This window comes from Gordonia sp. PvP123, assembly GCF_040547295.1.
GTDB lineage: Bacteria > Actinomycetota > Actinomycetes > Mycobacteriales > Mycobacteriaceae > Gordonia > Gordonia terrae.
The window spans coordinates 20,442-44,712 of record NZ_JBEPPN010000009.1; the positions used below are offsets into that span (position 1 = coordinate 20,442).

Consider the following 24,271-nt stretch of genomic DNA (forward strand, 5'->3'; position numbering starts at 1 on the left):
TAATGAGAGTAGGATGAATGACCACGTCACAGCCCATTGACGTCGACGCGGCGCAGCTCGAGGACTACTTCGAGAAGACGATCGCGGACGACACGAGGATTGAGCCCCGCGACTGGATGCCGGACGGCTACCGCAAGACGCTGATCCGTCAGGTCGCTCAACATGCCCATTCTGAGATCATCGGGATGCAGCCGGAAGGAAACTGGTTGACCCGGGCCCCGTCCCTTCGGCGCAAGGCCATTCTCATGGCCAAGGTCCAGGACGAGGCGGGCCACGGCCTGTACCTGTACTCGGCGGCGGAGACCCTGGGTGCCGATCGCGCCGATCTCACGACCAAACTGATCGAGGGAAAACAGAAGTACTCGTCGATCTTCAACTACCCGACGCTCACGTACGCAGACGTCGGCACGATCGGCTGGCTCGTCGACGGGGCGGCTATCTGCAACCAGGTGCCGTTGTGCCGCAGCTCGTTCGGTCCCTACGCCCGGGCGATGATCCGGGTCTGCAAGGAGGAGTCGTTCCATCAGCGGCAGGGCTACGAGCTGCTGACGACGATGATGCGGGGCACCGACGAGCAGCGCGACATGGTGCAGGAGTCGGTGAACCGTTGGTGGTGGCCGGCGTTGATGATGTTCGGGCCACCGGATGACCAATCACCCAACACCGCCCAGTCGATGGACTGGAAGATCAAGCGGCACACCAACGACGAACTCCGTCAGCGTTTCGTGGACATGAGCATGCCGCAGGCGGAAGCGCTGGGCGTGACCTTCCCGGATCCCGACCTGGCATGGAATGACGAGCGCGGCTCGTACGACTTCGGCGAGCCGGACTGGAGCGAGTTCATGGAGGTGGTCAAGGGCAACGGCGCCTCGAATGCGGAGCGGATCGCCAACCGGCGCGCCGCACATGAGAACGGCGCGTGGGTACGCGAGGCGGCGATGGCTTTCGCGGCACGCGGAGCCGAGCGCGAAGCGCAAGGCCAGAAGGGGTCACGATGAGCGAGTTCACTGCCGAGGGCGGTCATGGTGCGGTGCCAACCGAGAACGTGCCCGTGGAGCCGAAAGCGGAGCAGGTGAAAGCTGACTGGCCGTTGTACGAGGTGTTCCTGCGCGGGAAGCGCGGGCTCAACCACGTCCATGTCGGATCGCTACACGCCGCCGATGACGAGATGGCGCTGCGGCATGCCCGCGACGTGTACACGCGACGCAATGAGGGCGTCAGCATCTGGGTGGTGGCTTCCATCGACATCATCGCATCGAGCCCGGCCGAGAGGGACCCGTACTTCGCGCCGAGTGGCGACAAGGTCTACCGCCACCCGACGTTCTACGAGATCCCCGACAACGTTCCCCATATGTGAGGCACCGATGACCGATCACGATAACGCCTACGAAGGGCTGGTCGACGAGGATTCTCACGGGCAGTGGGCCTTCGGCACCAGCTTCGACGATCCGCTGGCCGGCGTCGACACCACCGTTCCCGATGACGTCGACCTTCGTGTACTCGCGGGCTACTGTCTGATGCTGGGTGACGATGCATTGCTCAGCGGACAACGACTGGCCGAGTGGAGTACTCGTGCCCCAGAGCTGGAAGAGGAAGTCGCTCTCGCGAATGTGGGCCTCGACCTCCTCGGTCAGGCTCGACTGTTGCTGGCTCGCGCCGCGGCGGCTGACGCCGAGGTGGTCCCCCGGATCTCGGACACCTCACCGGTACCGGCTGAGGATGCCCTGGCCTTCTTCCGCGACGAACAGCAGTTCCGCAACATCCGGCTCGTCGAACTCGACAACGGCGACTTCGCCGTGTCGATCGTGCGACTCCTGGTTTTCGCCACCTTCCGACTTGCGGTCTTCGATCGCCTGCGGACCTCGCGCGACCCGGTCCTGGCGGCAGTGGCCGGAAAGGGTGTCAAAGAACTGACCTACCACCGCGACTACGCGGCGCGCTGGGTCGTTACGTTCGGATGCGGCACCGACGAGTCCCGTCGCCGGCTGCACGATGCCCTGACGCGGGTCTGGCCCTACGTCGACGAGCTTTTCGTGCCGACCGACGAGGAGATAGCGCTCGCCGCGGTCTCGGTTGCGGTCGACCCTCGGTCCGTGCGCGACGAGTTCGACGACGTTGTCGCCCAGGTTCTGCACGCTGCCGAGGTGGAGCTCCCGGAGGTCGGTTCGGTGGGCACTGTCGGCGGGCGCGGTGGGCGCCGCGGGATACACACCGAGACCATGGGGCTGCTGCTCGCGGAAATGCAGAGCGTTGCTCGTGCCCATCCCGAGGGGGTGTGGTGATGTCGACGGAGACCCTGATCCACGACATGGCCGTATCGGGCACGCCGGACGAGGTTCGGGCGCTCGTTGCCGGGGTCACCGACCCGGAGATGCCGATGCTCACGCTCGACGACCTCGGTGTACTGCGCGACGTCGAGGTGACCGCTTCCGGTGCGGTGACGGTGACCATCACCCCCACCTACTCCGGGTGCCCCGCCATCGCGACGATGCGCAATGACATCGAATATGTGCTGGCGCGCCGCGGGTTTCGTTCGGTGACCGTGCGGACTAGCCTGGACCCGGCATGGTCGACCGACTGGATCTCCGCGGTGGGACTGCGCAAGCTCGCCGAGAGCGGGTACTCGACACCGCGGCGTGTACCGACGGCGACGAGCGGGCCGATCCCGCTCACCCTGACCCCCAGGCCACGTGTGATCGCCTGCCCGCAGTGCGGTTCCGAGGAGACACAGCTGGTCTCGGAGTTCGGCGCCACTCTCTGCAAGGCTCACTACCGGTGCCTGAGCTGTGTGGAACCCTTCGATCACGTGAAGGAGATCTGACCCCGTGACCACAGCAGTCGACCCCCCGGCCGACGTCGCGCGCGCCGCGCGCAACCGGCCGTTCCACACCCTCACCGTCGCCGATGTCGAGCGTTTGTGCGACGACGCCGTCGCCGTCCGTTTCGATGTACCCGCAGATTTGCTGTCCGAGTACGACTTCCGTCCCGGCCAGTCGTTGACGCTGAGTCGCGTCGTGGACGGCGTCGAGCATCGTCGGTCATACTCGATCTGCGCACCGGTCGGTTCGGCTCCACGCGTCGGGGTGCGCGAGGTGACCGACGGACTGTTCTCCTCGTGGCTGGTCCACGACGTCCGGGCCGGTGATCGCATCGACGTGCAGGGCCCCACGGGCACCTTCGTCGCCGATCCGGCGATGGGGGGCCGGCACGTGTTGATCGCCGCCGGCTCAGGCATCACGCCGATGCTCTCGATCGCGGCCTCGGTGCTGCAGAACCCGGACGCCGACGTCGTTCTGCTCTACGGTAATCGACGGTCTCGTTCGGTGATGTTCGCCGACGAGATCGCCGATCTGAAGGATGAGTACGGTGCCCGTTTCGAAGTGATCCATGTCCTGTCCCGGGAACCGCGCGACGTCGAACTGTTCACCGGTCGTCTCGACAGCGAGCGGCTGCACGCCCTCTTCGCAGATGTGGTGTCCACTGCCGACGTCGACCACTTCTGGCTTTGCGGCCCATTCGGCATGGTCACCGACGCGCAGAAGGTGCTCGCCGATAGAGGGGTTTCTGCGGAGCGCATCCACCACGAACTGTTCTACGTCGAAGAGGTCCCGCCGCCGCAGGAGCGTCACCGTGAGCCTGGTGTGACGGGCCCGAGCAGTGACGTGACCATCGTCCTTGACGGCCGCACCGTGTCTGGTCGACTGTCCCGTGACCAGTCGATTCTCGATGCGGGCGAACAATTGCGATCTGACCTGCCGTTTGCCTGCAAGGGCGGCGTGTGCGGTACTTGTCGCGCCAAAGTGACCCGCGGCGAAGTCGATATGCGTCGTAATTACGCTCTCGAGAGTTCGGAGGTCGAGGATGGTTTTGTCCTGACCTGTCAGACCTTCCCTGTCGACGACAGTGTGACTGTCGACTTCGACGCGTAACAGAAGGCCGGAGTCACGATGACTAGCTTCGCATCTCACCCTGCGGCGGACGGCCGAGACGAGGGTACCGAGTACGCGTCTCGCGACGAGCTCGAAGCCCTGCAGCTTCAACGACTCAGATGGTCCTTGAACCATGCCTATGACAATGTGCCCCACTACCGGCGGGCATTCGACGACCGGGGCGTGCATCCCGGGGATTTGCATTCTATCGGGGACCTCGGGCTCTTCCCGTTCACCGTGAAAGCTGATCTGCGCGAGAACTATCCGTTCGGGATGCTGGCTGTACCGCCGGACGAGGTGTCCCGTATCCACGCCTCGTCAGGGACGACCGGTCGACCGACTGTCGTCGGGTACACGACGAGCGACTTGAACAACTGGGCTGAGTTGGTTGCCCGAAGCCTTCGGGCGGCAGGTGTCGGCCCGTCGGACAAAGTACATGTGGCGTATGGGTATGGCTTGTTCACCGGCGGGTTGGGAGCACACTACGGCGCTGAACGCCTTGGTTGCACCGTGATCCCGATGTCGGGTGGGATGACTGATCGGCAGATCCAACTCATCGAGGACTTCCAGCCAGATGCGATCATGGTCACCCCGTCCTACATGCTGACGATTGTCGACGCCATGCTGGCCAAAGGTATCGACCCCTCATCGACTTCGCTGAGGGCTGGTATTTTCGGTGCCGAACCGTGGACCGAGCAGATGCGCGGCGAACTCGAGGCGCAGCTCGACATTGATGCGGTTGACATCTACGGGCTGTCGGAAGTGATGGGACCCGGCGTCGCGATGGAGTGCGTAGAGACCAAAGACGGCCTGCACATTTGGGAGGACCACTTCTACCCGGAGATCATCGATCCGGTAACCGGCGAGGTGCTACCCGATGGAGAGGAGGGCGAGCTGGTCTTCACGTCCCTGTCTAAAGCGGCGATGCCCATCATTCGCTATCGGACACACGATCTCAGTCGGTTGTTGCCGGGGACGGCACGACCCTCGATGCGTCGCATGCAGAAGGTCACGGGGCGAACCGACGACATGTTTATTCTGCGCGGAGTCAATCTATTTCCGACACAGATCGAGGAGCTCATCTTGACAGTGCCGGCTCTGGCGCCGCAATTCCAGTGTGTACTTGAACGACCCGCGCGCCTGGATCAACTCATAGTTCGTGTCGAGCCCCGTCACGACGTGCCGTCTGAGCAGCGGGGAGTGGCGGCCGTCGAATTGCAGACACTGATCAAGAACCGCGTTGGGGTCACCGCCACCGTCGACGTGGTCGAGCCGGGCGTGCTGTCCCGCTCAACGGGCAAAGCCAAGAGGCTGCTGGACAATCGGCCGAGTGAACGCGCTGCTGAATACGGGAGTTGAGAATCGGCCGGTTCAGTTGCTGCTGACCACCGGGTTCGACGTCTGCGAGCTCCTCGAGCGCCACGACATCTGGATGGGTCATCAGCCCGGGCCGATCAAGCTATGCGAAGTCGCCACCATGGGCGCCAGAATGTCTTGTCCTCGACATCGACCATGAAGAGCGCAGCTGGTCCAGGGGGTCTAACCGTCCTCGCCCACATGGGACGCGACAGAAAGCTCGACGAGTTCATCGGATCCGACTGGTTCGCGACAGTGTTCGCACACTATGAGGGCCTCGAAACTGGCCCCGCATGGTGTGTGAACGAACGATCGACGGGCTGTGTCCGGGAGGCTGTAGGTGTCTCCCCAACGTTTGAGGACGAGCAGGATACGTGCGAGGTCCCGTCCCTTGTCAGTCAGGAAGTAGCCTTCGCGTACGGAGTCCTCTCGGTAGGGGCGGCGCACCACGATTCCGTCTTCGGTCAGTTTGCGGAGCCGAGTGGTCAACACGTCGCGCGGGGCGCCGGTGTGAGTGACTATGTCGGTGAAGCGTATTGCCCCAAACGCCAAGGTTCGCACGACGTGCAGCGACCACCGGTCGGAGATCGCGTCGAGTGCGACCGACAACGAATCATAAGGTTGGACTTTCAAACTAAACCTCTGTACCTTGAGTAGGAATTTCCTACTAAATCTACCCCCGGGAGGTGGCGTGGACGAACAGGTCGCAGTTCCGGCCTTCGGTCACACCCCGCGTCACGCAGCTCCATCGACGCAATCCGATGAGTGTGACCGTTCTGGACCACGTCCTCCGCTCCGTGCATGGCTGCAACCGTTACTCGTGTCCTCCTTGATCGCGATCGCGTTCATCGGAATGTATGTCGGACTCCAACGTGATCCGGCCCCCCATGGCATTCCGATCGCGGTTGTCGGAAGCGAGCTGGGGACCTCGTTGCAGCGGGCGCTGGGAGATGTTGTCGGCGTCCGAGAGGTCTCCGATGTCGCGGAAGGCCGAGAGCTCGTCGACGGTCGAGACGTTGTCGCCGTCGTGTCCCAGGTTCCCGACCACCGGGCGTCGCCGCGCGTGCCGCTGACTTTAGAAGTCGCCGGCGCCAACGGGCCGTCGACGGTCGGTGCGCTGGAACGGATGATCAGGGGCTATGCGCGTTCCACCGGTACTCAGGTGGCGGTCGAAGACCGAGTCCCTTTGGTGCGGTATGACAGTCGGGGCACCGTCGGTTTCTACGTGGCCTTCGGCGTGACGTTGGCTTCGTTCGTGTTGGCCCAGATGCTGATGGCGATGACCGCGCAACTTCACCTACGGCACCGGTTGATCGCCGTCATCGGGTTCGCCGCCTTGGTCGGCGTGCTCGCGTCGGTCTTGGCGGGTCCGGTTATGGGTGCATTGCCAGGTGATTTCACCGGGATGGCAGTCACTTTGGCGTTGCTTTCGGCTGCGACCGCACTGGCTACGAAAGCGCTCGGCGCCTGGCTTGGTGCGGTAGGCATACCGATCGCGACAATCCTGTTGATCACCATCGGCAACTCCACCAGTGGTGCCACAGTTGGTGTTGACCTCCTGCCGGGGTACGCCCGGGTGTTGTCAGAACTCCTACCGCCCGGCGCGGCTATCCGTTCGATCACCGACGTCAGCTACTTCGACGGAGCCCACCAATGGTCCGGATGGCTAGTGCTTATCGCCTGGATCGTCGTCGCGGCGGCGCTCACGACGTTGAGGGCTCGGAGACCGACGACTAGCACGACGAGAGAAAGGGCGATCAAATCATGACTAGTACGGACTACCGTGGGCAGAACTTCATTGTGACCGGTGCGAGCTCGGGGCTTGGGGAGGAATTCGCTCGCAGACTCGCCGAGCGAGGCTCCGATCTTGTCCTCGTCGCGAGGCGTGGTGACCGGTTGGCCGCACTGGCCGACGAACTCACGCGCCAACACGGGGTCCGAGTGACCACCCTCGTCCGAGACCTTGGTAGTCCGGAAGCTGGACGGACTTTGCGGGAAGAACTCCAAAACCGGGGCATCAGCGTGACCGGTCTCGTGAACAACGCAGGCTTCGGGTCGCGGAGTGTCTTCGCACGTGAAGATCCTGCGCGACTCCAGTCGATGATCGCTCTGAATGTCAGTGCGTTGGTGGACCTGACCCATGCGTTCGTGGAGCCGCTCACGAGAAACAACGGCACGATCATCAACGTCGCCAGCATTCTCGGGTATCAACCGACCCCGTACCTGGCGGTCTACGGAGCGACCAAGTCATTCGTGCTCAGCTTCACCGAATCGCTCTGGGAGGAGACCCGCACGTCCGGCTTGCGTGTTCTGGCAATCTGCCCGGGCGCGGTTGCCACCGAGTTCTACGATGTCGCAGGTAGTCGCTCAGCGGATTTCGGAACAAAGCGTGCGACGCCTCGAAGAGTGGTCGACGTAGCACTGGGAACACTTGATCGGTCTTCGCCGCCTCCCTCGGTGATCAGCAACGGCCGGCCTCTGTCGATCGTCACCAAGTTCATGCCACGGCGGGCCGTGGTACGCCTGATGGGCGCGCTGCAACGACGTGCCGGGGCGGTCTAGGCCCTGAGCGCAAGACCGAGCATCTGGCAGGCCATTTCCTGTTGGGGACACCCCAGATCTGCCATCGCACAATCGCCGTGGCGGCGGGTGGTCTGGCCGCGGCTGTGGTAGTCATTTCGTCGCGCCCCGGCTATCGTGCGGGCTTGTTGTGCAGCGGCCTCGGGTCGATCCCGACCTTGCGCCAGGCGTCGTAGGCCCATGGGACATAGAGATACTTGAGCGGCAGCCGGTTGATCAGCGGATTGGCGGCCCGCATGAGGGCGGCGAAACGCTGGAAGTTCTTCTCGCGCCGATCATTCCACTCGAGGTCGCAGACGTCGCGCATCTGCTGGGGGAGAGTGCCGACGACCACCGTGCGGATGAATGCGTTCAGCGGAGCCGAGACGACCTTCCAGACCGGCGCGGGGATCTTCTTGGGCCGGGGGAGTCCCTGCCGGATGTATCCCGTCGCATAGACGATGGTCTTGTGCGGGACGAACCGATCGAGCATGTCGTCCCAGTACTCGACGAATTCGTCGTAGGTCTGCGGCTGGCCGCGGTCGCTCACGCCGTAGAGCTGGTACCAGACCTTGCTCTCTTCGAAGATCTGGACCTTCTCGGCGTAGCTCAGGCGTCGGATGAAGGTGTCGGTGATGAAGAGGACCTGGTCGACGAAGGTCGCGTGGGCCCAGTAGAAGAGTTCCGGGTTGAGCGCGTGGTAGCGCGACCCGTCGCTGATCGTGCCCTTGATGTCCTTGTGGAAGTCGCGCACCGTGCGACCCCACTTCTCCGGCTCGGTGCTGTAGACGGTGCGCATGACGGGCGGGCCGGTGCGCTTGGCCCGGCCGAGGAAGTCGCTGAAGATGACCGAATGGTCCAGGACGGCCTGGCCGAGTTGTTCGATGCAGTTCTCGGTGCCGGCCAGACGCTGGAAACCGAGCAGGCCGCGGTTGTCGCCGTAGAACTTCCACACGAGCGAGTCGGCACCGAGGCGCGGAGAGGCGATCTCGCCCGCGGTGTCCGGAGTGTCATCGACGATCATCGGTTCCGCCTCGCGGATACCGGCATCGAATCCCTGGTTGACTGACATGGCGGCGAGACTATCGCACTTGGAACAAACTTGGAAGGTTGTTTCAACGAAGCAGGTGATCCGCGTTCGGAGAGAGAGGTCGGATGATGCGCGACGAGCAGGACTGGGATCTTCCGGATGTCGAGGACGTCCTCGCATCCGCTGTGGCGGTCCGACTCCCGATGCGCACCAGGTTCCGCGGGCTCACCTCACGCGAGACGATGGTCTTCGCCGGTCCGGCGGGGTGGGGTGAATTCGGGCCGTTCCTCGAATACGACGATCCGGAGGCGGCGTCATGGCTCCGGGCCGGTCTCGAGGCGGCGTGGGTCGGGCCTCCCGTGGCCGTTCGCGACAGGGTTCCGGTGAACGCGACGGTGCCCGCGATCCCGGCCGAGGAGGTCGCGGCGCTGCTCGAGCGCTACCCCGGTGCGGGCACCGCGAAGGTCAAGGTCGCCGAAGCCGGGCAGACGCTCGACGACGACGTCGCGCGGGTGGCGGCCACGCGTGCGGTGATCGGCCGGGTGCGCGTCGACGCGAACGGGGGGTGGACAGTGGACGAGGCCATCGCCGCCCTGCGGGCCATTGGTGACGTCGAGTACGCCGAACAGCCATGTCGCACAGTCGAGGAACTCGCCGCGGTCCGTCGGGCGGTCGGGGTGCCGATCGCGGCCGACGAGTCCATCCGTAAGGCGGACGATCCGTATCGGGTGGTGGCCGCCGACGCCGCGGATGTCGCCGTGGTCAAGGTGGCGCCGCTCGGCGGCATGCGGGCAACGCTCGCGCTCGCCGAGAACATCGGGCTCGAGATCGTGGTCTCGAGCGCGCTCGACAGCGCGATCGGGATGGCTGCGGGGATCGCCGCCGCCGCCGCGCTGCCCCGCCTGGAACTCGCGTGCGGACTGGGTACGGGGACGCTGCTCGCCGCGGACGTCGCGACGTCGTTCCAGATGGTCGACGGCGGCGTCGACGTCCGATGGTTCGACGCCGACGCCCCGATCGACACCGGCGGACTCTCGCTGGGACCCGACGGTCAGCACCGGTGGCGGGAACGTCTGCGGCGATGTCATCGCCTCCTCGCCGGTCGGTGACGGTGCCCGGGCGCACCTCGCGGTAGAAACGGTTTTTTCGATCTGTCTCAACATGGTCTAGTATGCGATGTGGGTCACATCATCGGGGTGACTCACTCACGGTCTGAGCGGGAGGGGATGGGCATGAGTTCGGTTCTGGCGGCTGCGCCCGCAGGCATCGGGCTGTCCGAGGCTCCCTTCTCGTACGGCGTCGCGATGCCGGAGACCGAGGACGGTGCTCTCGTCGGCCGCATCTGCCGCAGCGGAGGGTTGTATTTTGACCTGATGGAGATCACGACGATCATGCATCCCACGCCGGGCGGTGGCCGGCTGTCGGAACCCGCGGAGACCGAGCTCCCTGTCACCTCGCGGCGGCGATGACCGTGGCAGATACCGGGACGAAGACCGACAGCAGGACCCGGACGTCGACGCGTAAGGTCCGGAACACCGCGAGCCCGGCCGACCAGGAGGCGGCGATCCTCGCCGCCGCCGGGGCCGAGTTCGCCGAGGTCGGCGTCCGACGCGCCAACATCGACGAGGTCGCCGCGCGTGCGGGGGTGAGCCGCAGCACCTTGTACCGGCGCTTCCCCAACAAGGACGCGCTGCTCTACGCGGTGGCGAACGACGCCTACGAGACCGGCATGCAGAAGCTCGAGGCCTCGGTGAAGGGGCTCGGTCCCAAGGCCGCACTGGTCGAGGCGTTCGCGGTCGGCGCCGAATGGGTCAATTCCGACCCGTTGCTGAGCCGGATCGTCCTCACCGACTCCGAGATCAAGAGCGTCACCGCCAAGATGACGTCGTTGTTCATCGACATGGTCACCGACCGGGTGGCCGCGACGCTCCGCGACGAAGGTGCACAGATGCCCGTCGAGGACCTGTTGGAGGCCGTGGAGATCCATGTGCGCCTGGTGATCTCGCTGCTCGAGACGCCGCCGTCGGACCCCGCGCGCAACGAACCGCAACGCGTCCGGGACTTCGCCGCGAAGTTCCTCGCACCGATGATCTGGTGACACCCTGCCGGAGATGAACGGCTCGCTCCGCTCCGCTCCGCGCTGACCGATTCCGTTCACTTCCACCTAAGGAGATCCAATGAGTCTGCGCGACAGGCTGTCCCGCACACCCGACCACGCGGCCATCCGCGCCGCGTTGCGGGACAAGGTCGTGGTCATCACCGGTGGCGCGCGGGGCATCGGATTCGAGACCGCCACCCAGCTGTTCGACGCGGGGGCGAAGGTCGCCATCGGCGACGTGGACTCCGAAGCCGTGGGGAAGGCCGCCGCCGACCTCGGCATCGAGGGCATCGAGGTGGACGTCACCAAGCGCGAGTCCTTCGACGCGTTCCTGACCGAGGTCGAGGCTCGACTGGGGCCGATCGACGTACTCGTGAACAACGCCGGGATCATGCCGGTCGGTCCGTTCCTGTCCTACGACGACACGATCATCCGCCAGACCTACGAGATCGACGTCCTGGGTGTGATCATCGGATGCCAGGAGGCGGCCCGCCGGATGGCGCCGCGCCGGACCGGTCACATCGTGAACATCGCCTCGACCGCCGGACGCATACCGACTCCCGGCCTCACGATCTACAACGGTGCCAAGGCAGCCGTCATCGAATTCTCCGAGGCGCTCGGCGCCGAACTCGAGCCGCAGGGCGTCACGATCAGCGCAGTGCTGCCGACATTCACGCGGACCGCACTGATCTCGGGTCTGCAGACCAACAAATTCATCCAGACCGTCGAGCCCGGTGAGGTCGCCTCGATCGTCGTGCAGACGATCGCGCGGCCGGTCACCCGCGTCTACGCGCCGCGGTCGATGCGGTGGGCCGAGTCGAGTCCGCTCTTCCCGCAGGCGATGAAGCGGCTGTCGCGCAAGCTGACCAAGCTGGACTCGATCTTCCTCAGTCCCGACCAGCAGGCCCGCGCCGCATACTCCAGCCGAATCCGCGGCGAAAAGGTCGAGACGAGGGCGGCGGGCGAGCGCCTGACATCGCCCCAGGAGAGCACGCCCCTGTCGTCGTGAAGGCGGGGGGTACGAGCGGGCGGGCGGCCGCCCCGTCCGGGTCGCATGAGCTGGATGCCGATCGAGCGGCCAGACGCGAGCTGCGCGACGCGCTGGACGAGCTGCACCGGATCGAGGTCGACGCCGGTCTACGGCGCCGACTTCCCCGGCGTCGGTGGGTGGTCGCCGGCCTCGTGCTCGTCGTTGCGCTCGGGCTGGCCGGTGTCGCGGTCACCGCGTGGACGCGGGACCGCGCGCACTACTCCGATGCCGAACTCCAGTCGGCCGCAGCCGAACGCGTCGAGGTGCTGATCGCGCCGGACAGCCGCGACGACCGGCGCGCCCAGCGGATCCTCGCCGGTGCCACCGGGGCCTTCTACGACGAATTCGCTCAATCGGCGGACAGCTACACCGAATTCGTCCGCGCCAACGGCACTGTCGCGAAGTCTTCGGTCGACGGCACCGGGATCTCCGTCCGCGACGGCGATTCCGCCACGGTCCTCGTGGCCGCCACCGTGGTCTTCGCCGGCCAGAACGCTCCGGGCGCGGCCGACGACCAGGCGCGCCGATTCCGGTTGCGTGTCCTCGTCACGCCGGCCGACGGAAGTCTGAAACTCGGGGCGGTGCAGTATCTTCCATGAGTTCGCTGACGAAGTACGGAGCCGCCGGATCGGGCCGGGGGCAGACGACACAGCCGGTCACCGCACGAGCCGCCGCGGTCCGCATCGCGATCGCATCGGTCGTACTGGTGACCGCCCTCGTCGTCGTGCTCGCGCTGTGGGAATCGCAGCGGGCCGGCGCCGAGGTCGCGCACAGCCGGGATCAGCTGCGAACACAGGCCGGCGCGATCGTCTCGGACGTCTTCTCCGTCGACGCGGGCAGATGGCAGCAGGACCGGGCCCGCGCGCGGGCTCTGGTCGCGGACGACTTCACCGACAGCTACGGCGCTCAGCTCGATCGGCCGCCGCCCGAGGGGACGTCGTCGGTCACGTGGCGCCCTGAGATCGTCAGCGTCGTCGCAGCCGACGGCGAGGAGGGGGAGGCGTTGGTGCGGGTGTCGGTGACCGTACGCCCCGACGCCGGGCCGGCGACGACGGTGCGCCGCTCGGTCCTCGCCCGGTTCGTCCGCATGGACGACGCCTGGCTTCTCGCGGCGGCGGATGTGATCGGATGACTGCGCCCGCGGGCCGGAGGCGGTGGCGGCGATGAACGAGACCGGTTCGGCAAGAGTCGAACTCGCTCGCGAGCGGGTCGACACGGCGGTGCGCCGCGCGCGCACCGCCCGGATCGCCGCGGCCCCGGCGCTACGGTCGCGTGCCTCACGACGGACGCGTCTGCTGCGCCGGGCCCTCATCGCAGTGGCGGTCGCCGTGCTGCTGCTCGTCGCGGTGGCCGGAGTGTTGAGCTGGCAGATCCGCGAACAGCATGCGGCGGCGGCCCTGGCGGATGACGTGCTCGCATCCGCACGCGGAGCCGTCACCGCCATGCTCACCGCCGACCCGACCGACCCCGAGGGATATGTGGCCGCCGTCGCCGCGGTGAGCACCGGCTCGCAGCGGGAGCGGATCGACGCCGCCCGCGACGCCCTGGCGGCGGAGGCGGGTGGGCAGGCGGTTCCGAGTGTCGGGCAGATTGTTTCGGCGGGACTCGTCACCGACCCGACGTCCGACGAGATCGGCAGCAGTGTCGACGTCCTGGTCGTCGCCGACGCGACGAACCCGGCGCTCCTCGGGGAGCCGGGCGACGGTTCGGAGATCGACACCACCGGTGAGCGGATCACGGCCCTGGTCACGATGACCAGCACCGAAGACGGCTGGAAGATCGCCCAGGCGAGGCGTCCGTGACCACCACCGAAGGCCGGGAAGCACTACCGGCACGGCCGACCCGCCGCCAGCGCGCTCGTCTGCGACTCGTCGTCGCCGCGACGGTGCTGCTGCTCGTGATCGCGGTGATCGCCGGCGCGGCCACGTTGCGTCCGGACTCCGACCCGACCGACGATCAGCGCGCCGAGATCCTCACGGCTGCGGCGGCGGCCGTGGGTGCGGTGCTGACCTATTCGCCCGATGACCCTGCCGACCGGCGTCGCGCGACCGACGCGTTGCTCACCGACCCGCTCCGCCTGGACTACCGCAACCGCGGGGCCGATGTCGTGGTGCCGGGTGTCCGTGCGTCCGCGCTGTCGGTCCGGGGCGAGGTCGTCGGTGCCGGTCTGCACGAGGCTGATTCGGACCGGGCGCGGGTGCTGGTGTTCGTCAACGAGGTGGTCGGACGGAGCGCGGGCGAAGAATCTACAGACGTTAGGCAGCCCGCCGACGGAAAACCTGCGGCGACCCCTACCGCGCGGTGGGCACTTATGCGTAAGGTCGACGGGAATTGGCTGCTGTCCGACCTGCAACCGGTCGGCGATGTGACCCGTTGAGGCACCCGTGCCCCGGGGCGGTCCGCGCGACCGCCGGGCTCTGACCGGTGTCCGCGGGAGAGACGACAAGAGGGGACGAGAGATGAGTGGATCGAGCGCGGGCGTGGTCGTCGTCGGTGCCGGGCTTGGGGGTATCCGGGTCGCGGAGAACCTGCGGAACAACGGGTTCGCGGACCCGATCACGCTCGTCGGGGCGGAGGATCACCCGCCGTACGATCGTCCGCCCCTGTCGAAGTCGGTGTTGCTGGGCAAGGACGACCGCGTCGACCTCAAGCCCGCGGAGTTCTACGACGAGGCCGGCATCACGTTGCGGCTCGGTGACGCGGTGAGCGCGGTGTCGCCGGCGGAGCAGACGATCACGCTGGCCTCGGGCGCCACCGTCGCCTACGACACCCTGGTCCTGGCGACGGGCCTCGATCCGCGGCCGTTCCCGGGTCTGCCCGAGAAGGTCGGTGGTGTGCACGTGCTGCGCACCTACGACGACGCGGTGGCGCTGCGCGGTGAGATCGATTCCGCGAGCACCGCGGTCGTCATCGGCGCCGGTTTCATCGGATGCGAGGTGGCGGCGGGTCTTGTGACGCGCGGGCTGTCCGTCAGTCTCGTCGAGCCGGCTGCGACGCCCCTGGCGGTGGCGCTGGGGGAGCAGATCGGCGCGCTGGTCTCACGGCTGCATGTGGCCAACGGCATCGATCTGCGGACCGGTGTCGGTGTCGCGAGCATCGTGGTGTCGGACGGTCGGGTCGAGGCGGTCGAACTCACCGACGGCACGACGTTGCCCGCCGAGATCGTCGTGGTCGGTATCGGTTCGACTCCGGTGACCGGTTTTCTGGACGGTTCGGGAATCGATCTCGCCCCGCGTGAGGTCGGGGGTGGGATCGCCTGCGATGCCACCGGGCATACCAGTGTCGCGAATGTGTATGCGCTCGGTGATGTGGCGAACTGGCTCGACGGGGAGGGGCGGCCCACACGCGTCGAGCATTGGAACCACACCGTGGAGCAGGCGTCGGTGGTGGCCCACCAGATCACCGGTGGCGACGCGGTGACGGCGTCGGTGGCCTACTTCTGGAGCGACCAGTTCGACGTCAAGATCCAGGTGCTCGGTGCTCCGCGCGCCGATGACGAGGTCCATCTCGTCGACGATGACGGAAAGAAGTTCGTCGCGTATTACAGCCGGGGCGGTGTGCTCACCGGTGTGGTGGGCGCAGGCAAGGTGGGTGCGGTGATGAAGACCCGGCCCAAGCTCCAGACCCCCACCCCCGTGGCCGATCTGCTGTAGCGACACATGTCGGACGCGCCGACCGCAGCGCAGGTGCGTGATGCGGCAGCCGAGGTGGCCGATCCGGAGCTCGCGCTCGGGCAGGCCGCGTTCTTCCAGGCGCGGCCCGGGGGATACGGAGAGGGCGACAAATTTCTCGGAATCCGTGTCCCCGTGCAACGGAAGCTGGCGAAGGGGTTCCGTGGCATCGGCCCGGACCAGGTCGTCGAATTACTCGATTCGCCGGTGCACGAGCACCGGCTGATCGCCCTGTTCATCCTCCGCCAGGAGTTCGACACCGAACTGCGCGGCGGTGGCGACGGGCGTGGCTGGGTTGACCTCTATCTCGACGCCGTGCGCCGGGGCCGGGTGAACAACTGGGATCTCGTCGACTCCTCCGCCGATCCGGTGCTCGGCGAATACTGCCGCCGCACCGGCGAACTCGACCTCATTCTGCGACACGCGCGGGATGATGACCTGTGGCGGCGCCGGGTGGGGATCATCGCGACCTTCGCGCCCATCAAGCGCGGTGACGCGACGGCACTGCTGGCGGTGGCACCGCTGGTCCGCGACGACCGCCGTGATCTGATCCAGAAGGCGTTCGGCTGGATGCTGCGCGAGGTCGGCAAACGTGTCGACACGACCGTGCTGCTCGGCTACCTCGACGACAATGCCGCCCGGATGGGCCGTACCGCACTGTCGTATGCGCTCGAGCACCGGACTCCGGACGAACGCGCACACTACCGTGCGCTCCGGCCTTAGCCCTCGCGCGCGACCTTCGCCGCGGCCCAGATCATCGGGAGCTGAAAAGGCAACCGGGCGAGAGCGACGATCTTGTAGGGCAGCGGCTTGTTCCACCAGAGCCGGACCATGTTGATGTTGGCCGGGTACACGGCGAGGAACAACAGGACGGACAGCGCGCCCGCGGCTCGTCGGGTCTTCGGAGCGAGAAGCGCTGCGCCCAAGCCGATCTCGGCGACGCCGGACGCGTAGGTCAGGGTCCGGGGATCGCCGGGGATCTCTTCGGGGATGATCTCGTCGAACGGTTTCGGCGCCACGAAGTGCAGCACGCCGATGCTGATGAGCATGGCTGCGAGACCACGTGCGAGCTGGGTGGGATCGAGCCGGGAACCGCGGATGGTGCTCACGTCGTCGTACTCCTTCGGTAGAACTGCGACTGCACGGACTCGACCCACTCTGTCAGAATTCGATCTTCAGGGTGTCCGATGTGGGGTGCGCCTGACAGCCGAGGATGTAGCCGTCCTCGATGTCCTCGGGATCGAGCGCGCCGGCATTGTCCATGTCGACGCTGCCCTCGGTGAGAGTGCACGCACACGAACCGCATTCACCTTCCTGGCAGGAATACGGCGCATCGAGTCCGGCGGCGAGCATGATGTCGACGAGAGTCCGTGAGCGCGGCCAGGTCAGGGTATGGGTCTCACCGTCGAGTTCGACCTCGACGGTGGCCGCGCCGGCCTGTTCCTCCTCACTCACCTCGTCGAGTTCGACGTCGGCGAACGGGTCCCCGGACAGGGAGTTGTAGACCTCGGTGTGGACGTTGTGGTGCGGGAAGTTCGCGTCCGCGAGGCCTTTGTGGACGGCATCCATGAACGGGCCGGGCCCGCACATGTAGGCGACGTGCGACGTCGCGTAGGGCGCGAAGGCCGTTGCCAGAGCGGTCGCACTCGGCAGTCCATGGAGAGACTCGAGCCAATGGACGAGGGTGAGCCGGTCGGGGTGGGCGGCCAACAGGTCGCGGAGCTCGGCGGCGAAGATCACGTCGGCGACATCGCGGTTGGCGTAGAAGAAGACGATCGGTGCGTCGCCCTTCTCGAGGGCCGCCTTCAGGATCGACATCACCGGTGTGACACCGCTGCCCGCCGCGATGAGCAGCAGCGGGATGTCATAGGACTTCGGGGTGAACACGCCCGATGGCGGCAGCACCTCGACATGGGTGCCGGGAGAGAGGTTGTCGCACACCCAGTTGGATCCGTAGCCGTCGGCGGTGCGTTTCACGGTCACCTTCGGCCGCGGGTCGGTGAACGGCGACGACGCGAGCGAGTAGCAGCGCGCGACCGAGCCGGTCTGCTCGCTCGGAATCCGTAGCGTGAGGAACTGTCCCGGTTTGTAATCGGTGAACGGCTTCGGCGAGGCCTCGGGTACCTCGAAGGCGATGGACTTGGCCTCGGCCGTCTCGTCGATCACCTCGGACACCGTGAGGATCACGCTGCGTGAACCGTGAGGGGTCAGGTCAGACATGTGAGCAGTCTCCGCCGTCGAGGACCGGCAACCGGCCCAAATTAGAACACGTTCTACTTCAGCCTAGCGTAACGACCGGGGTTCCCACGAGGGGCTTCCCGTCGATCCCGCGCAGCCGTTGCCAGCGTAGTCACGCCAGGGCTGCCACACCGTCGGCCACCGTCCGCGCGCCGGACTCGATGAGACCCTCCAGGTCGGCCTCGGGGTCGTCGAGCCATTTCTCGTAGGCCGCGAGCGCGGCGCCGAGGCACAGCCAGCCGATGGTCTGCGGCAGGTGATCGCCGACTCCGACGCCCAGCCGGGCGGCGCAGAACTCGGCGATCACCTGCCGCCAGTCGGCGTAGACGATCATCGAATGTGCCTGCAGTGCAGGTACGCCGAGGAGTAGTGACATGCGCCGCCGGTGATTGTCGAGTTCCTCGGCCGGTACGCGGTTGAACGACACGAGGGCGTCGACGAGGGCTTCGGCCATCGGTGTCTCATCCGGGATGCCGGCCAGTAGTGTCCGCAATTCGTCGAGATGGTCGTCGAACTCGCCCCAGGGGATCTCGTTCTTCGACGAGTAATAGCGGAACAACGTGCGACGGGCGATGCCCGCCGCCTCGGCGATGTCGTCGACGCTGGTGTCCTCGAAGCCCCGGTTGGTGAAGAGGTGGATCGCGAGTGCGCTGATCTGCGCACGTGACGTGATGGGGCGTCGGCCCGGGGGCGTGCGTGCGGGCTGATCGTTGTGCGGCGTCGTCGTCATCTCCGACCTCACCTTATGGGACCCGTGGGATAAGGGATCACGGAACCGGTCGACCTGGCCGTTCGGACAGTTGTCGCCTGCCCTCTGGATTTATGCACTGAGTGCCACTATAGTTTGTCGTGATCCGCATCACTACCCGATCAACCAGGAGGTATGGATCATGGCAGATCAGTCCGCTGCAGCAGCTCACAGCACGAACGACACGGAGCTTCTCGCCGAGTCGCTCGTCGAAGAGGTCTCGATCGACGGGATGTGCGGGGTCTACTGATGTCAGCCCCGACATCGAATCCGATCTCCGGCGACCGTTCCGCGGTCGCCGGGGTCCGGTTCGACTCCCCAGCCGAGGCGCCCGGTTTCGACACCCTCGAGCCGTGGCAGCTCAACCCGAAGGTCGCGTTGCGCCCGGAGCCGTTCGGCGCGCTGTTGTACCACTTCGGTACGCGCAAGCTGTCGTTCCTCAAGAACCTCACCGTTGTCGGCATCGTGAAGTCGTTGGCCGATCACGACTCCGCGGAGGCCGCGCTCCTCGCCGCCGGGGTGACGCCGGCCCAGCGTCCGCTGTACCTGCAGGCGCTGACCGCGCTCGCCGACAGCGGCATGATCGTGCCGCGCGCCGCCTGACCCGCCGACCCCGCACGGCGATGCCGGCCGGTACAGCCCCCGGTTCGATCCACATCGTCGCCGTCGTCGCCCGCCTCTGATCGCCCGGGCCCGGCGCCCCAGCCCGAAACTGCCAGCCCCGAATGCAAGGACCTCAACGATGACGACCATCGAGATGCCACCCACCGCAGCCGAACTCGCGGATTCCCTCCGTGCGCCGATGCCGCCCGCCGGCGACGTGCCCAAGGTCGGCCGACTCGTCGACCAGTTCGAGAAGGGTCTCGACGCCCCCATCTGTCTGACGTGGGAGCTGACCTACGCGTGCAATCTCGCGTGTGTGCACTGCTTGTCGTCGTCGGGCAAGCGGGATCCCCGCGAGCTGTCCACCGAACAGTGCAAGGCCATCATCGACGAGCTGCAGCGCATGCAGGTCTTCTACGTCAACATCGGTGGTGGCGAGCCGACGGTGCGTCCGGATTTCTGGGAGCTCGTCGACTACGCGACCAGCCACCAGGTGGGGGTCAAGTTCTCCACCAACGGTCTTCGCATCGACAAGAAGGTCGCGGCCCGCCTGGCGGCGTCGGACTATGTCGACGTCCAGATCTCGCTCGACGGTGCGACTGCGGAGGTCAACGACGCGGTCCGCGGTCCCGGCTCCTTCGACATGGCGGTCCGGGCGCTGGAGAACCTGGCCGAGGCGGGTTTCGCCGACGCGAAGATCAGTGTCGTCATGACCCGGCAGAACGTCAGCCAGCTCGATGAGTTCAAGGCGCTCGCCGACCGCTACAACGCCACCCTGCGCATCACACGGCTGCGTCCCTCGGGCCGTGGCGCCGATGTGTGGGACGACCTGCATCCGTTGCCGCAGCAGCAGCGTGAACTCTACGATTGGCTTGTCGCGCACGGTGATCGGGTGCTCACTGGCGATTCGTTCTTCCACCTGTCGGCATTCGGTTCGGATTCCGGTGGCGGCCTGCCCGGTCTCAATCTCTGTGGTGCGGGGCGCGTGGTCTGCCTGATCGACCCCGTCGGCGATGTCTACGCCTGCCCGTTCGCCATCCACGAGAACTTCCTCGCCGGCAACATCCTCTCCGACGGCGGTTTCCAGGAGATCTGGCAGCGGTCGGATCTGTTCACCGAGCTGCGCGAGCCGCAGAACGCGGGAGCGTGCACCAAGTGTGCGCACTTCGATGCGTGCCGCGGCGGCTGCATGGCGGCGAAGTTCTTCACCGGACTTCCGCTGGCCGGACCCGACCCGGAGTGTGTGCAGGGGTACGGCGAAGAACTCCTCGCCGGCGAGCGGATGAAACCGACTGCGAACAAGGATCATTCGCGGGGCACCCCGCTGACCCTGATGACCCGGCGTCCCGACGGCGACCTGACCCCGGTCGCGTCGCGCCCCACCAAATCCTGTGATGAGAACCCGCTCGCCGGGTTCACCCCCGCCGCGCGGTAGATCCACCCGCGGTACGTTCCGGGTGCACCGGGTCCCGGCGGGACCCGGAGCGCCCGGCCTCATGAGTGCCCGGCCGGCGCTCATGGACGATGAATGAGTAGGAAGAACATGGCTGCCAACCCCTGGGCGAGAAACCCCTGGTTCGAGACCGTCACCGAAGCACAGCGCCGGGCCAAGAAACGTCTGCCGAAGTCGGTGTACTCCTCGCTGGTCGCCGGCACCCAGGCCGGTGTGACCGTCGACGACAACGTGCGCGCGTTCTCCGAACTCGGCTGGGCGCCGCATGTCGTCGGTGCACAGTCCGACCGCGAGATGACGACAACGGTGATGGGCCAGGAGATCTCGTTCCCGGTGATGATCTCGCCCACCGGGGTGCAGGCCGTCGACCCCGACGGCGAGGTCGCGGTGGCGCGAGCCGCCGCGGCGCGCGGTACCGCCATGGGCCTGTCGAGCTTCGCCTCGCACGCGGTGGAAGAGGTCACCGAGGTCAACGACAAGGTGTTCTTCCAGATCTACTGGCTCGGCAGCCGGGATGACATCCTGGCCCGCGCGGAGCGCGCGAAGGCGGCCGGCGCCAAGGGCCTGATCGTCACCACCGACTGGGTGTTCAACGTGGGCCGCGACTGGGGCAGCCCCGAGATCCCGGAGAAGGTCGATTTCAAGGCCCTCCTGCGTCTGGGGCCGGAGATCGCGGTCAAGCCGCGCTATGCACTCGACTGGGTCAAGGGCGGCAAGATCAACATCCCCGACCTGACCGCGCCCAACCTCACCCCGCAGGGTGTCACCGGTCCCACGTTCTTCGGGGCCTACGGGTCGTGGATGAACACGCCCCCGCCCACATGGGAAGACCTGCAGTGGCTTCGGGAGCAGTGGGGCGGACCGTTCATGGTCAAGGGCATCACCCGCCTCGACGACGCCAAGCGGGCCGTGGACATCGGCGCAACGGCGCTGTCGGTGTCCAACCACGGCGGTAACAACCTCGACGGCACTCCCGCGACGATCCGTCTCCTCCCGGACATCGCGGCTGCGGTCGGCGACGACATCGAGGTCCTCCTCGACGGCGGTATCCGTCGCGGCAGCGATGTCGCCAAAGCACTCGCGCTCGGTGCCCGCGCGGTCATGATCGGCCGCGCGTACCTCTGGGGTCTGGCCGCCAACGGCCAGGCCGGCGTGGAGAACGTCCTCGACCTCATGCGCATGGGACTCGACGGCGTGCTCATGGGCCTCGGACACAAGAGCGTCCACGAACTCTCGGCCGCCGACCTCGTCATCCCCGACGGCTTCACCCGGTCGTTCGGCGACGCCTGATCCGTCCCCGTGGCGGTGAGAATCTGCCGGTGAGAACCCTGGGGAAGCAGAACTAGAACGTGTTACAGTTCTGCCATGGGACAGTTCGACGGCAAGGTCGTCTACATCACCGGCATCGCCCGTGGTCAAGGTCGCAATCATGCGATCCGGTTCGCCCGCGAGGGGGCCGCGATCGTCGGCTTGGACATCGCGGGACCGATCATCGACCACGCGACCTACCCCGCGGCGACCGCCGACGACCTCGCCGAGACGATCCGTCTCGTCGAGGGCGTCGGCGGGAAGATCCTTGCGCGGCAGGGTGACACGCGTGATCTGGCTCTCCAGCAGCAACTCGTGGCCGACGCCGTCGAGCAGTTCGGCCGGCTCGACCACGTGGTCGCCAATGCCGGCGTGCTGACCTGGGGCAAGGTCTGGGAGCTCAGCGAGGATCAGTTCACCGACGTCATCGACATCAACCTCGTCGGTGCGTGGAAGACGTTGAAGGCCACCATCCCGGCGATGCTCGAGGCGGGCAACGGGGGATCGATCACCGTGATCAGTTCGGTCGCGGGGCTGAAGGCGATGCCGCTGCAGGCGTCGTACTCGGCGTCGAAGTACGGGCTGGTCGGACTGACGCAGACGACCGCCAAGGAGCTCGGGCATCACCGAATCCGGGTGAACAGCGTGCACCCCTACGCGGTCGACACCCCGATGGGCGTGGCCGACACCGAAGCCCACCGGATCTTCGGAATCCCGTGGGTCAATCCACATTTCACGTCGATCCTCGACTACCACCCCGTCGCTGCGCTCGATGAGATCTCCGACGCGGTGCTCTACCTTGCCTCCGACAGCGCCAAGGGCATCACCGCGGCCGAGTTCCAGATCGACATGGGGCATTCGAAGGTCTGAGGCGCGAGCGAAGCGAGCCACATTCTGCTCCCTGAGGCGTGAGCGAAGCGAGCCACATTCTGCTCCCTGAGGCGTGAGCGAAGCGAGCCACGAAGGGCGACGTGAGTTGTCGCCCTTCGTGGCTCGTCGCTTTCGCTCCTCGCACCTCAGGGGGCGGGGGTGGGTCGCTTTCGCTCCTCGCACCTCAGGGGGCGGGGGTGGGTCGCTTTCGCTCCCCGCGTTCGGTCCTCGCGCCTCGGGGAGCGGGTCGTTCGTCAGTCGGCCCAGAGGGTCGACGGATCGGTCGCCTCGGTGGTCGGGCCGGCCGGGGTCTCCGGCTTGGTGCGGGAGAAGCGCGGAGCGACCTGGGCCTGGGTCACGCCGTCGATGTCGACGAGGTTGGCGCGCGCGGCCATGTGGGCGTCGGCGGGTGCCTCGGCGAAGGTCAGGACCGGCGAGGTGCAGGCGTCGGTGCCCTCGAAGACCGCGGCCCATTCGTCCCGGGTGCGGGTCTTGAAGGTGTCGGTGAAGACCTCTTTCAGCTTGCCCCACTGGGAGATGTCGTTCTGGTCCGGCAGATCGGCATCGGCGAGTTCGAGGCCCTTGAGCAGTTCGGCGTAGAACTGGGGCTCGATCGCGCCGACCGCCATGTACTTGCCGTCGGAGGTCTCGTAGACCTCGTAGTACGGGGCGCCGGTGTCGAGCATGTTGACACCGCGGGTGTCGCTCCACAGGCCGGTGCCGCGGAAGGCCCACATCATCTGTCCGAGAACGGAAGCGCCGTCGACCATGGCGGCATCGACCACCTGTCCCCGCCCGGAGATCCCGCGCTCGAGCAGCGCCGCGAGCACGCCGACGACGAGGAACATCGACCCGCCGCCGAAGTCGCCGGCCAGGTTGAGCGGCGGCACCGGGCGATCATCCTTGCGTCCGATGGCGTGCAGCATGCCGGTGAGCGAGATGTAGTTGATGTCGTGCCCGGCCAGGTTGGCGCGCGGCCCGTCCTGGCCCCAGCCGGTCATACGTCCGTAGACCAGTCCCGGGTTCACCTTCTCCAGATCATCGGGTCCGAGTCCGAGCCGCTCCATCACGCCGGGGCGGAAACCCTCGAGGATCACGTCGGCCTTGGCGACGAGGCCGAGGATGGTCTCGCGGTCGTTCTCGTCCTTGAGGTTCGCCTCGACGACGCGCCGGCCGCGGAGGAGGGCGTCGGCGTTGCGGCCCGGCGTGGGCAGTGAGCCGGGCCGCTGGACCCGCACGACATCGGCGCCGAGATCGGCCAGGAGCATGGCGGCATGCGGACCGGGTCCGATGCCGGCGAATTCGATGACCCGGATCGAACTCAGTGGGCCGGGCTTGCCGCTGTCGCGTGGTGTGGCACTGCTCATGGGTGTCGTCC

At 66.7% G+C, this 24,271-nt stretch carries 29 protein-coding genes; 23 read left to right on the forward strand and 6 right to left on the reverse strand.

Annotated elements, in window-relative coordinates; genetic code table 11:
• Window positions 1-17: 17 nt before the first annotated feature.
• Genes paaA through paaK form a run of 6 tightly spaced genes read left to right on the forward strand, consistent with a single transcriptional unit; the run spans window position 18 to window position 5,288 of the window.
• Window positions 18-998, forward strand: a complete 981-nt coding sequence (gene paaA, locus ABIC25_RS18255; protein WP_354562583.1) for a 1,2-phenylacetyl-CoA epoxidase subunit PaaA — start codon at window positions 18-20, stop codon at window positions 996-998.
• Entirely contained in the window at window positions 995-1,357 is a 363-nt protein-coding gene (paaB, locus tag ABIC25_RS18260) for a 1,2-phenylacetyl-CoA epoxidase subunit PaaB (RefSeq protein ID WP_239399629.1), read from the forward strand. The genes paaA and paaB overlap by 4 nt, the downstream gene beginning before the upstream one ends.
• A gap of 7 nt (window positions 1,358-1,364) precedes the next feature.
• Window positions 1,365-2,282: a 1,2-phenylacetyl-CoA epoxidase subunit PaaC gene (paaC, locus tag ABIC25_RS18265; RefSeq protein WP_239399627.1), complete on the forward strand. Its 918-nt coding sequence runs from the start codon at window positions 1,365-1,367 to the stop codon at window positions 2,280-2,282.
• 26 nt (window positions 2,283-2,308) lie between these two features.
• A complete protein-coding gene (gene paaD / locus ABIC25_RS18270) occupies window positions 2,309-2,821 on the forward strand; it encodes a 1,2-phenylacetyl-CoA epoxidase subunit PaaD (protein WP_239399780.1) in 513 nt (170 codons plus the stop codon).
• A gap of 4 nt (window positions 2,822-2,825) precedes the next feature.
• Window positions 2,826-3,929 carry a 1,2-phenylacetyl-CoA epoxidase subunit PaaE gene (gene paaE / locus ABIC25_RS18275; RefSeq protein WP_239399625.1) on the forward strand — a complete coding sequence of 368 codons (1,104 nt, stop codon included), beginning with the start codon at window positions 2,826-2,828 and terminating at the stop codon, window positions 3,927-3,929.
• Between the two features lie 18 nt (window positions 3,930-3,947).
• The gene (gene paaK, locus ABIC25_RS18280; protein ID WP_354562586.1) at window positions 3,948-5,288 is read left to right on the forward strand and encodes a phenylacetate--CoA ligase PaaK; all 1,341 of its coding nucleotides are present in this window, start codon (window positions 3,948-3,950) and stop codon (window positions 5,286-5,288) included.
• A gap of 180 nt (window positions 5,289-5,468) precedes the next feature.
• Here the strand turns inward: paaK and ABIC25_RS18285 are convergent, their stop codons facing one another.
• On the reverse strand, window positions 5,469-5,918 hold the full coding sequence (locus ABIC25_RS18285; protein WP_354562587.1) for a winged helix-turn-helix transcriptional regulator: 450 nt from the start codon (window positions 5,916-5,918) through the stop codon (window positions 5,469-5,471).
• A 187-nt stretch (window positions 5,919-6,105) separates the two neighbouring features.
• On the opposite strand from ABIC25_RS18285, the gene ABIC25_RS18290 reads away from it, so the two are divergent.
• Both ABIC25_RS18290 and ABIC25_RS18295 read left to right on the forward strand, forming a co-directional pair.
• The gene (locus tag ABIC25_RS18290; RefSeq protein ID WP_239399621.1) at window positions 6,106-7,053 is read left to right on the forward strand and encodes an ABC transporter permease; all 948 of its coding nucleotides are present in this window, start codon (window positions 6,106-6,108) and stop codon (window positions 7,051-7,053) included.
• A complete protein-coding gene (locus tag ABIC25_RS18295) occupies window positions 7,050-7,847 on the forward strand; it encodes an SDR family NAD(P)-dependent oxidoreductase (RefSeq protein ID WP_239399619.1) in 798 nt (265 codons plus the stop codon). The genes ABIC25_RS18290 and ABIC25_RS18295 overlap by 4 nt, the downstream gene beginning before the upstream one ends.
• 130 nt (window positions 7,848-7,977) lie before the next feature.
• Here the strand turns inward: ABIC25_RS18295 and ABIC25_RS18300 are convergent, their stop codons facing one another.
• Window positions 7,978-8,916, reverse strand: a complete 939-nt coding sequence (locus tag ABIC25_RS18300; RefSeq protein WP_239399617.1) for an oxygenase MpaB family protein — start codon at window positions 8,914-8,916, stop codon at window positions 7,978-7,980.
• 83 nt (window positions 8,917-8,999) lie between these two features.
• On the opposite strand from ABIC25_RS18300, the gene ABIC25_RS18305 reads away from it, so the two are divergent.
• The 10 genes from ABIC25_RS18305 (at window position 9,000) to ABIC25_RS18350 (ending at window position 16,396) form a co-directional block, all read left to right on the forward strand.
• Window positions 9,000-9,983, forward strand: a complete 984-nt coding sequence (locus tag ABIC25_RS18305; protein ID WP_239399615.1) for an o-succinylbenzoate synthase — start codon at window positions 9,000-9,002, stop codon at window positions 9,981-9,983.
• A gap of 123 nt (window positions 9,984-10,106) precedes the next feature.
• Window positions 10,107-10,343: a hypothetical protein gene (locus tag ABIC25_RS18310; protein WP_239399613.1), complete on the forward strand. Its 237-nt coding sequence runs from the start codon at window positions 10,107-10,109 to the stop codon at window positions 10,341-10,343.
• On the forward strand, window positions 10,340-10,972 hold the full coding sequence (locus ABIC25_RS18315; RefSeq protein ID WP_004020585.1) for a TetR/AcrR family transcriptional regulator: 633 nt from the start codon (window positions 10,340-10,342) through the stop codon (window positions 10,970-10,972). Before ABIC25_RS18310 ends, ABIC25_RS18315 begins: the two co-directional genes overlap by 4 nt.
• A gap of 79 nt (window positions 10,973-11,051) precedes the next feature.
• Window positions 11,052-11,981, forward strand: a complete 930-nt coding sequence (locus tag ABIC25_RS18320; RefSeq protein WP_239399611.1) for an SDR family oxidoreductase — start codon at window positions 11,052-11,054, stop codon at window positions 11,979-11,981.
• The gene (locus tag ABIC25_RS18325; RefSeq protein ID WP_239399609.1) at window positions 11,978-12,601 is read left to right on the forward strand and encodes an Rv1363c family protein; all 624 of its coding nucleotides are present in this window, start codon (window positions 11,978-11,980) and stop codon (window positions 12,599-12,601) included. Before ABIC25_RS18320 ends, ABIC25_RS18325 begins: the two co-directional genes overlap by 4 nt.
• Window positions 12,598-13,134: a hypothetical protein gene (locus ABIC25_RS18330; RefSeq protein ID WP_239399607.1), complete on the forward strand. Its 537-nt coding sequence runs from the start codon at window positions 12,598-12,600 to the stop codon at window positions 13,132-13,134. Before ABIC25_RS18325 ends, ABIC25_RS18330 begins: the two co-directional genes overlap by 4 nt.
• A 31-nt stretch (window positions 13,135-13,165) precedes the next feature.
• Window positions 13,166-13,804 carry a hypothetical protein gene (locus ABIC25_RS18335; RefSeq protein ID WP_354562591.1) on the forward strand — a complete coding sequence of 213 codons (639 nt, stop codon included), beginning with the start codon at window positions 13,166-13,168 and terminating at the stop codon, window positions 13,802-13,804.
• The gene (locus tag ABIC25_RS18340; RefSeq protein WP_354562592.1) at window positions 13,801-14,379 is read left to right on the forward strand and encodes a hypothetical protein; all 579 of its coding nucleotides are present in this window, start codon (window positions 13,801-13,803) and stop codon (window positions 14,377-14,379) included. The genes ABIC25_RS18335 and ABIC25_RS18340 overlap by 4 nt, the downstream gene beginning before the upstream one ends.
• Before the next feature lie 82 nt (window positions 14,380-14,461).
• Complete coding sequence (locus ABIC25_RS18345) at window positions 14,462-15,655, forward strand: NAD(P)/FAD-dependent oxidoreductase (RefSeq protein WP_354562594.1); 1,194 nt, start codon at window positions 14,462-14,464, stop codon at window positions 15,653-15,655.
• A gap of 6 nt (window positions 15,656-15,661) precedes the next feature.
• Window positions 15,662-16,396, forward strand: coding sequence for a DNA alkylation repair protein (locus tag ABIC25_RS18350; protein WP_354562595.1), 735 nt, complete (start codon window positions 15,662-15,664; stop codon window positions 16,394-16,396).
• On the opposite strand, the gene ABIC25_RS18355 is transcribed toward ABIC25_RS18350, so the two are convergent.
• From ABIC25_RS18355 to mftR, 3 genes are all read right to left on the reverse strand, one after another.
• Window positions 16,393-16,782 (reverse strand): DoxX family protein, encoded by a 390-nt coding sequence (locus ABIC25_RS18355; protein ID WP_354562597.1) that lies wholly within the window; start codon window positions 16,780-16,782, stop codon window positions 16,393-16,395. The two genes, ABIC25_RS18350 and ABIC25_RS18355, sit on opposite strands and share 4 nt — an antisense overlap.
• A gap of 52 nt (window positions 16,783-16,834) precedes the next feature.
• On the reverse strand, window positions 16,835-17,893 hold the full coding sequence (locus ABIC25_RS18360) for a 2Fe-2S iron-sulfur cluster-binding protein (protein WP_354562598.1): 1,059 nt from the start codon (window positions 17,891-17,893) through the stop codon (window positions 16,835-16,837).
• Between the two features lie 130 nt (window positions 17,894-18,023).
• On the reverse strand, window positions 18,024-18,641 hold the full coding sequence (gene mftR / locus ABIC25_RS18365; protein ID WP_004020575.1) for a mycofactocin system transcriptional regulator MftR: 618 nt from the start codon (window positions 18,639-18,641) through the stop codon (window positions 18,024-18,026).
• Window positions 18,642-18,801: 160 nt separating this feature from the next.
• On the opposite strand from mftR, the gene mftA reads away from it, so the two are divergent.
• From mftA to ABIC25_RS18390, 5 genes are all read left to right on the forward strand, one after another.
• Window positions 18,802-18,909, forward strand: coding sequence for a mycofactocin precursor MftA (gene mftA, locus ABIC25_RS18370; protein WP_033204074.1), 108 nt, complete (start codon window positions 18,802-18,804; stop codon window positions 18,907-18,909).
• Window positions 18,909-19,262 carry a mycofactocin biosynthesis chaperone MftB gene (gene mftB, locus ABIC25_RS18375; RefSeq protein ID WP_064569451.1) on the forward strand — a complete coding sequence of 118 codons (354 nt, stop codon included), beginning with the start codon at window positions 18,909-18,911 and terminating at the stop codon, window positions 19,260-19,262. Before mftA ends, mftB begins: the two co-directional genes overlap by 1 nt.
• A gap of 139 nt (window positions 19,263-19,401) precedes the next feature.
• Window positions 19,402-20,697 carry a mycofactocin radical SAM maturase gene (mftC, locus tag ABIC25_RS18380; RefSeq protein ID WP_064569450.1) on the forward strand — a complete coding sequence of 432 codons (1,296 nt, stop codon included), beginning with the start codon at window positions 19,402-19,404 and terminating at the stop codon, window positions 20,695-20,697.
• A 108-nt stretch (window positions 20,698-20,805) separates the two neighbouring features.
• A complete protein-coding gene (gene mftD / locus ABIC25_RS18385) occupies window positions 20,806-22,005 on the forward strand; it encodes a pre-mycofactocin synthase MftD (protein WP_064569449.1) in 1,200 nt (399 codons plus the stop codon).
• A 75-nt stretch (window positions 22,006-22,080) separates the two neighbouring features.
• Window positions 22,081-22,893, forward strand: a complete 813-nt coding sequence (locus ABIC25_RS18390; RefSeq protein WP_004020571.1) for a mycofactocin-coupled SDR family oxidoreductase — start codon at window positions 22,081-22,083, stop codon at window positions 22,891-22,893.
• A 254-nt stretch (window positions 22,894-23,147) separates the two neighbouring features.
• On the opposite strand, the gene ABIC25_RS18395 is transcribed toward ABIC25_RS18390, so the two are convergent.
• A complete protein-coding gene (locus tag ABIC25_RS18395) occupies window positions 23,148-24,260 on the reverse strand; it encodes a CaiB/BaiF CoA transferase family protein (RefSeq protein ID WP_354562600.1) in 1,113 nt (370 codons plus the stop codon).
• Between the last annotated feature and the right edge of the window lie 11 nt (window positions 24,261-24,271).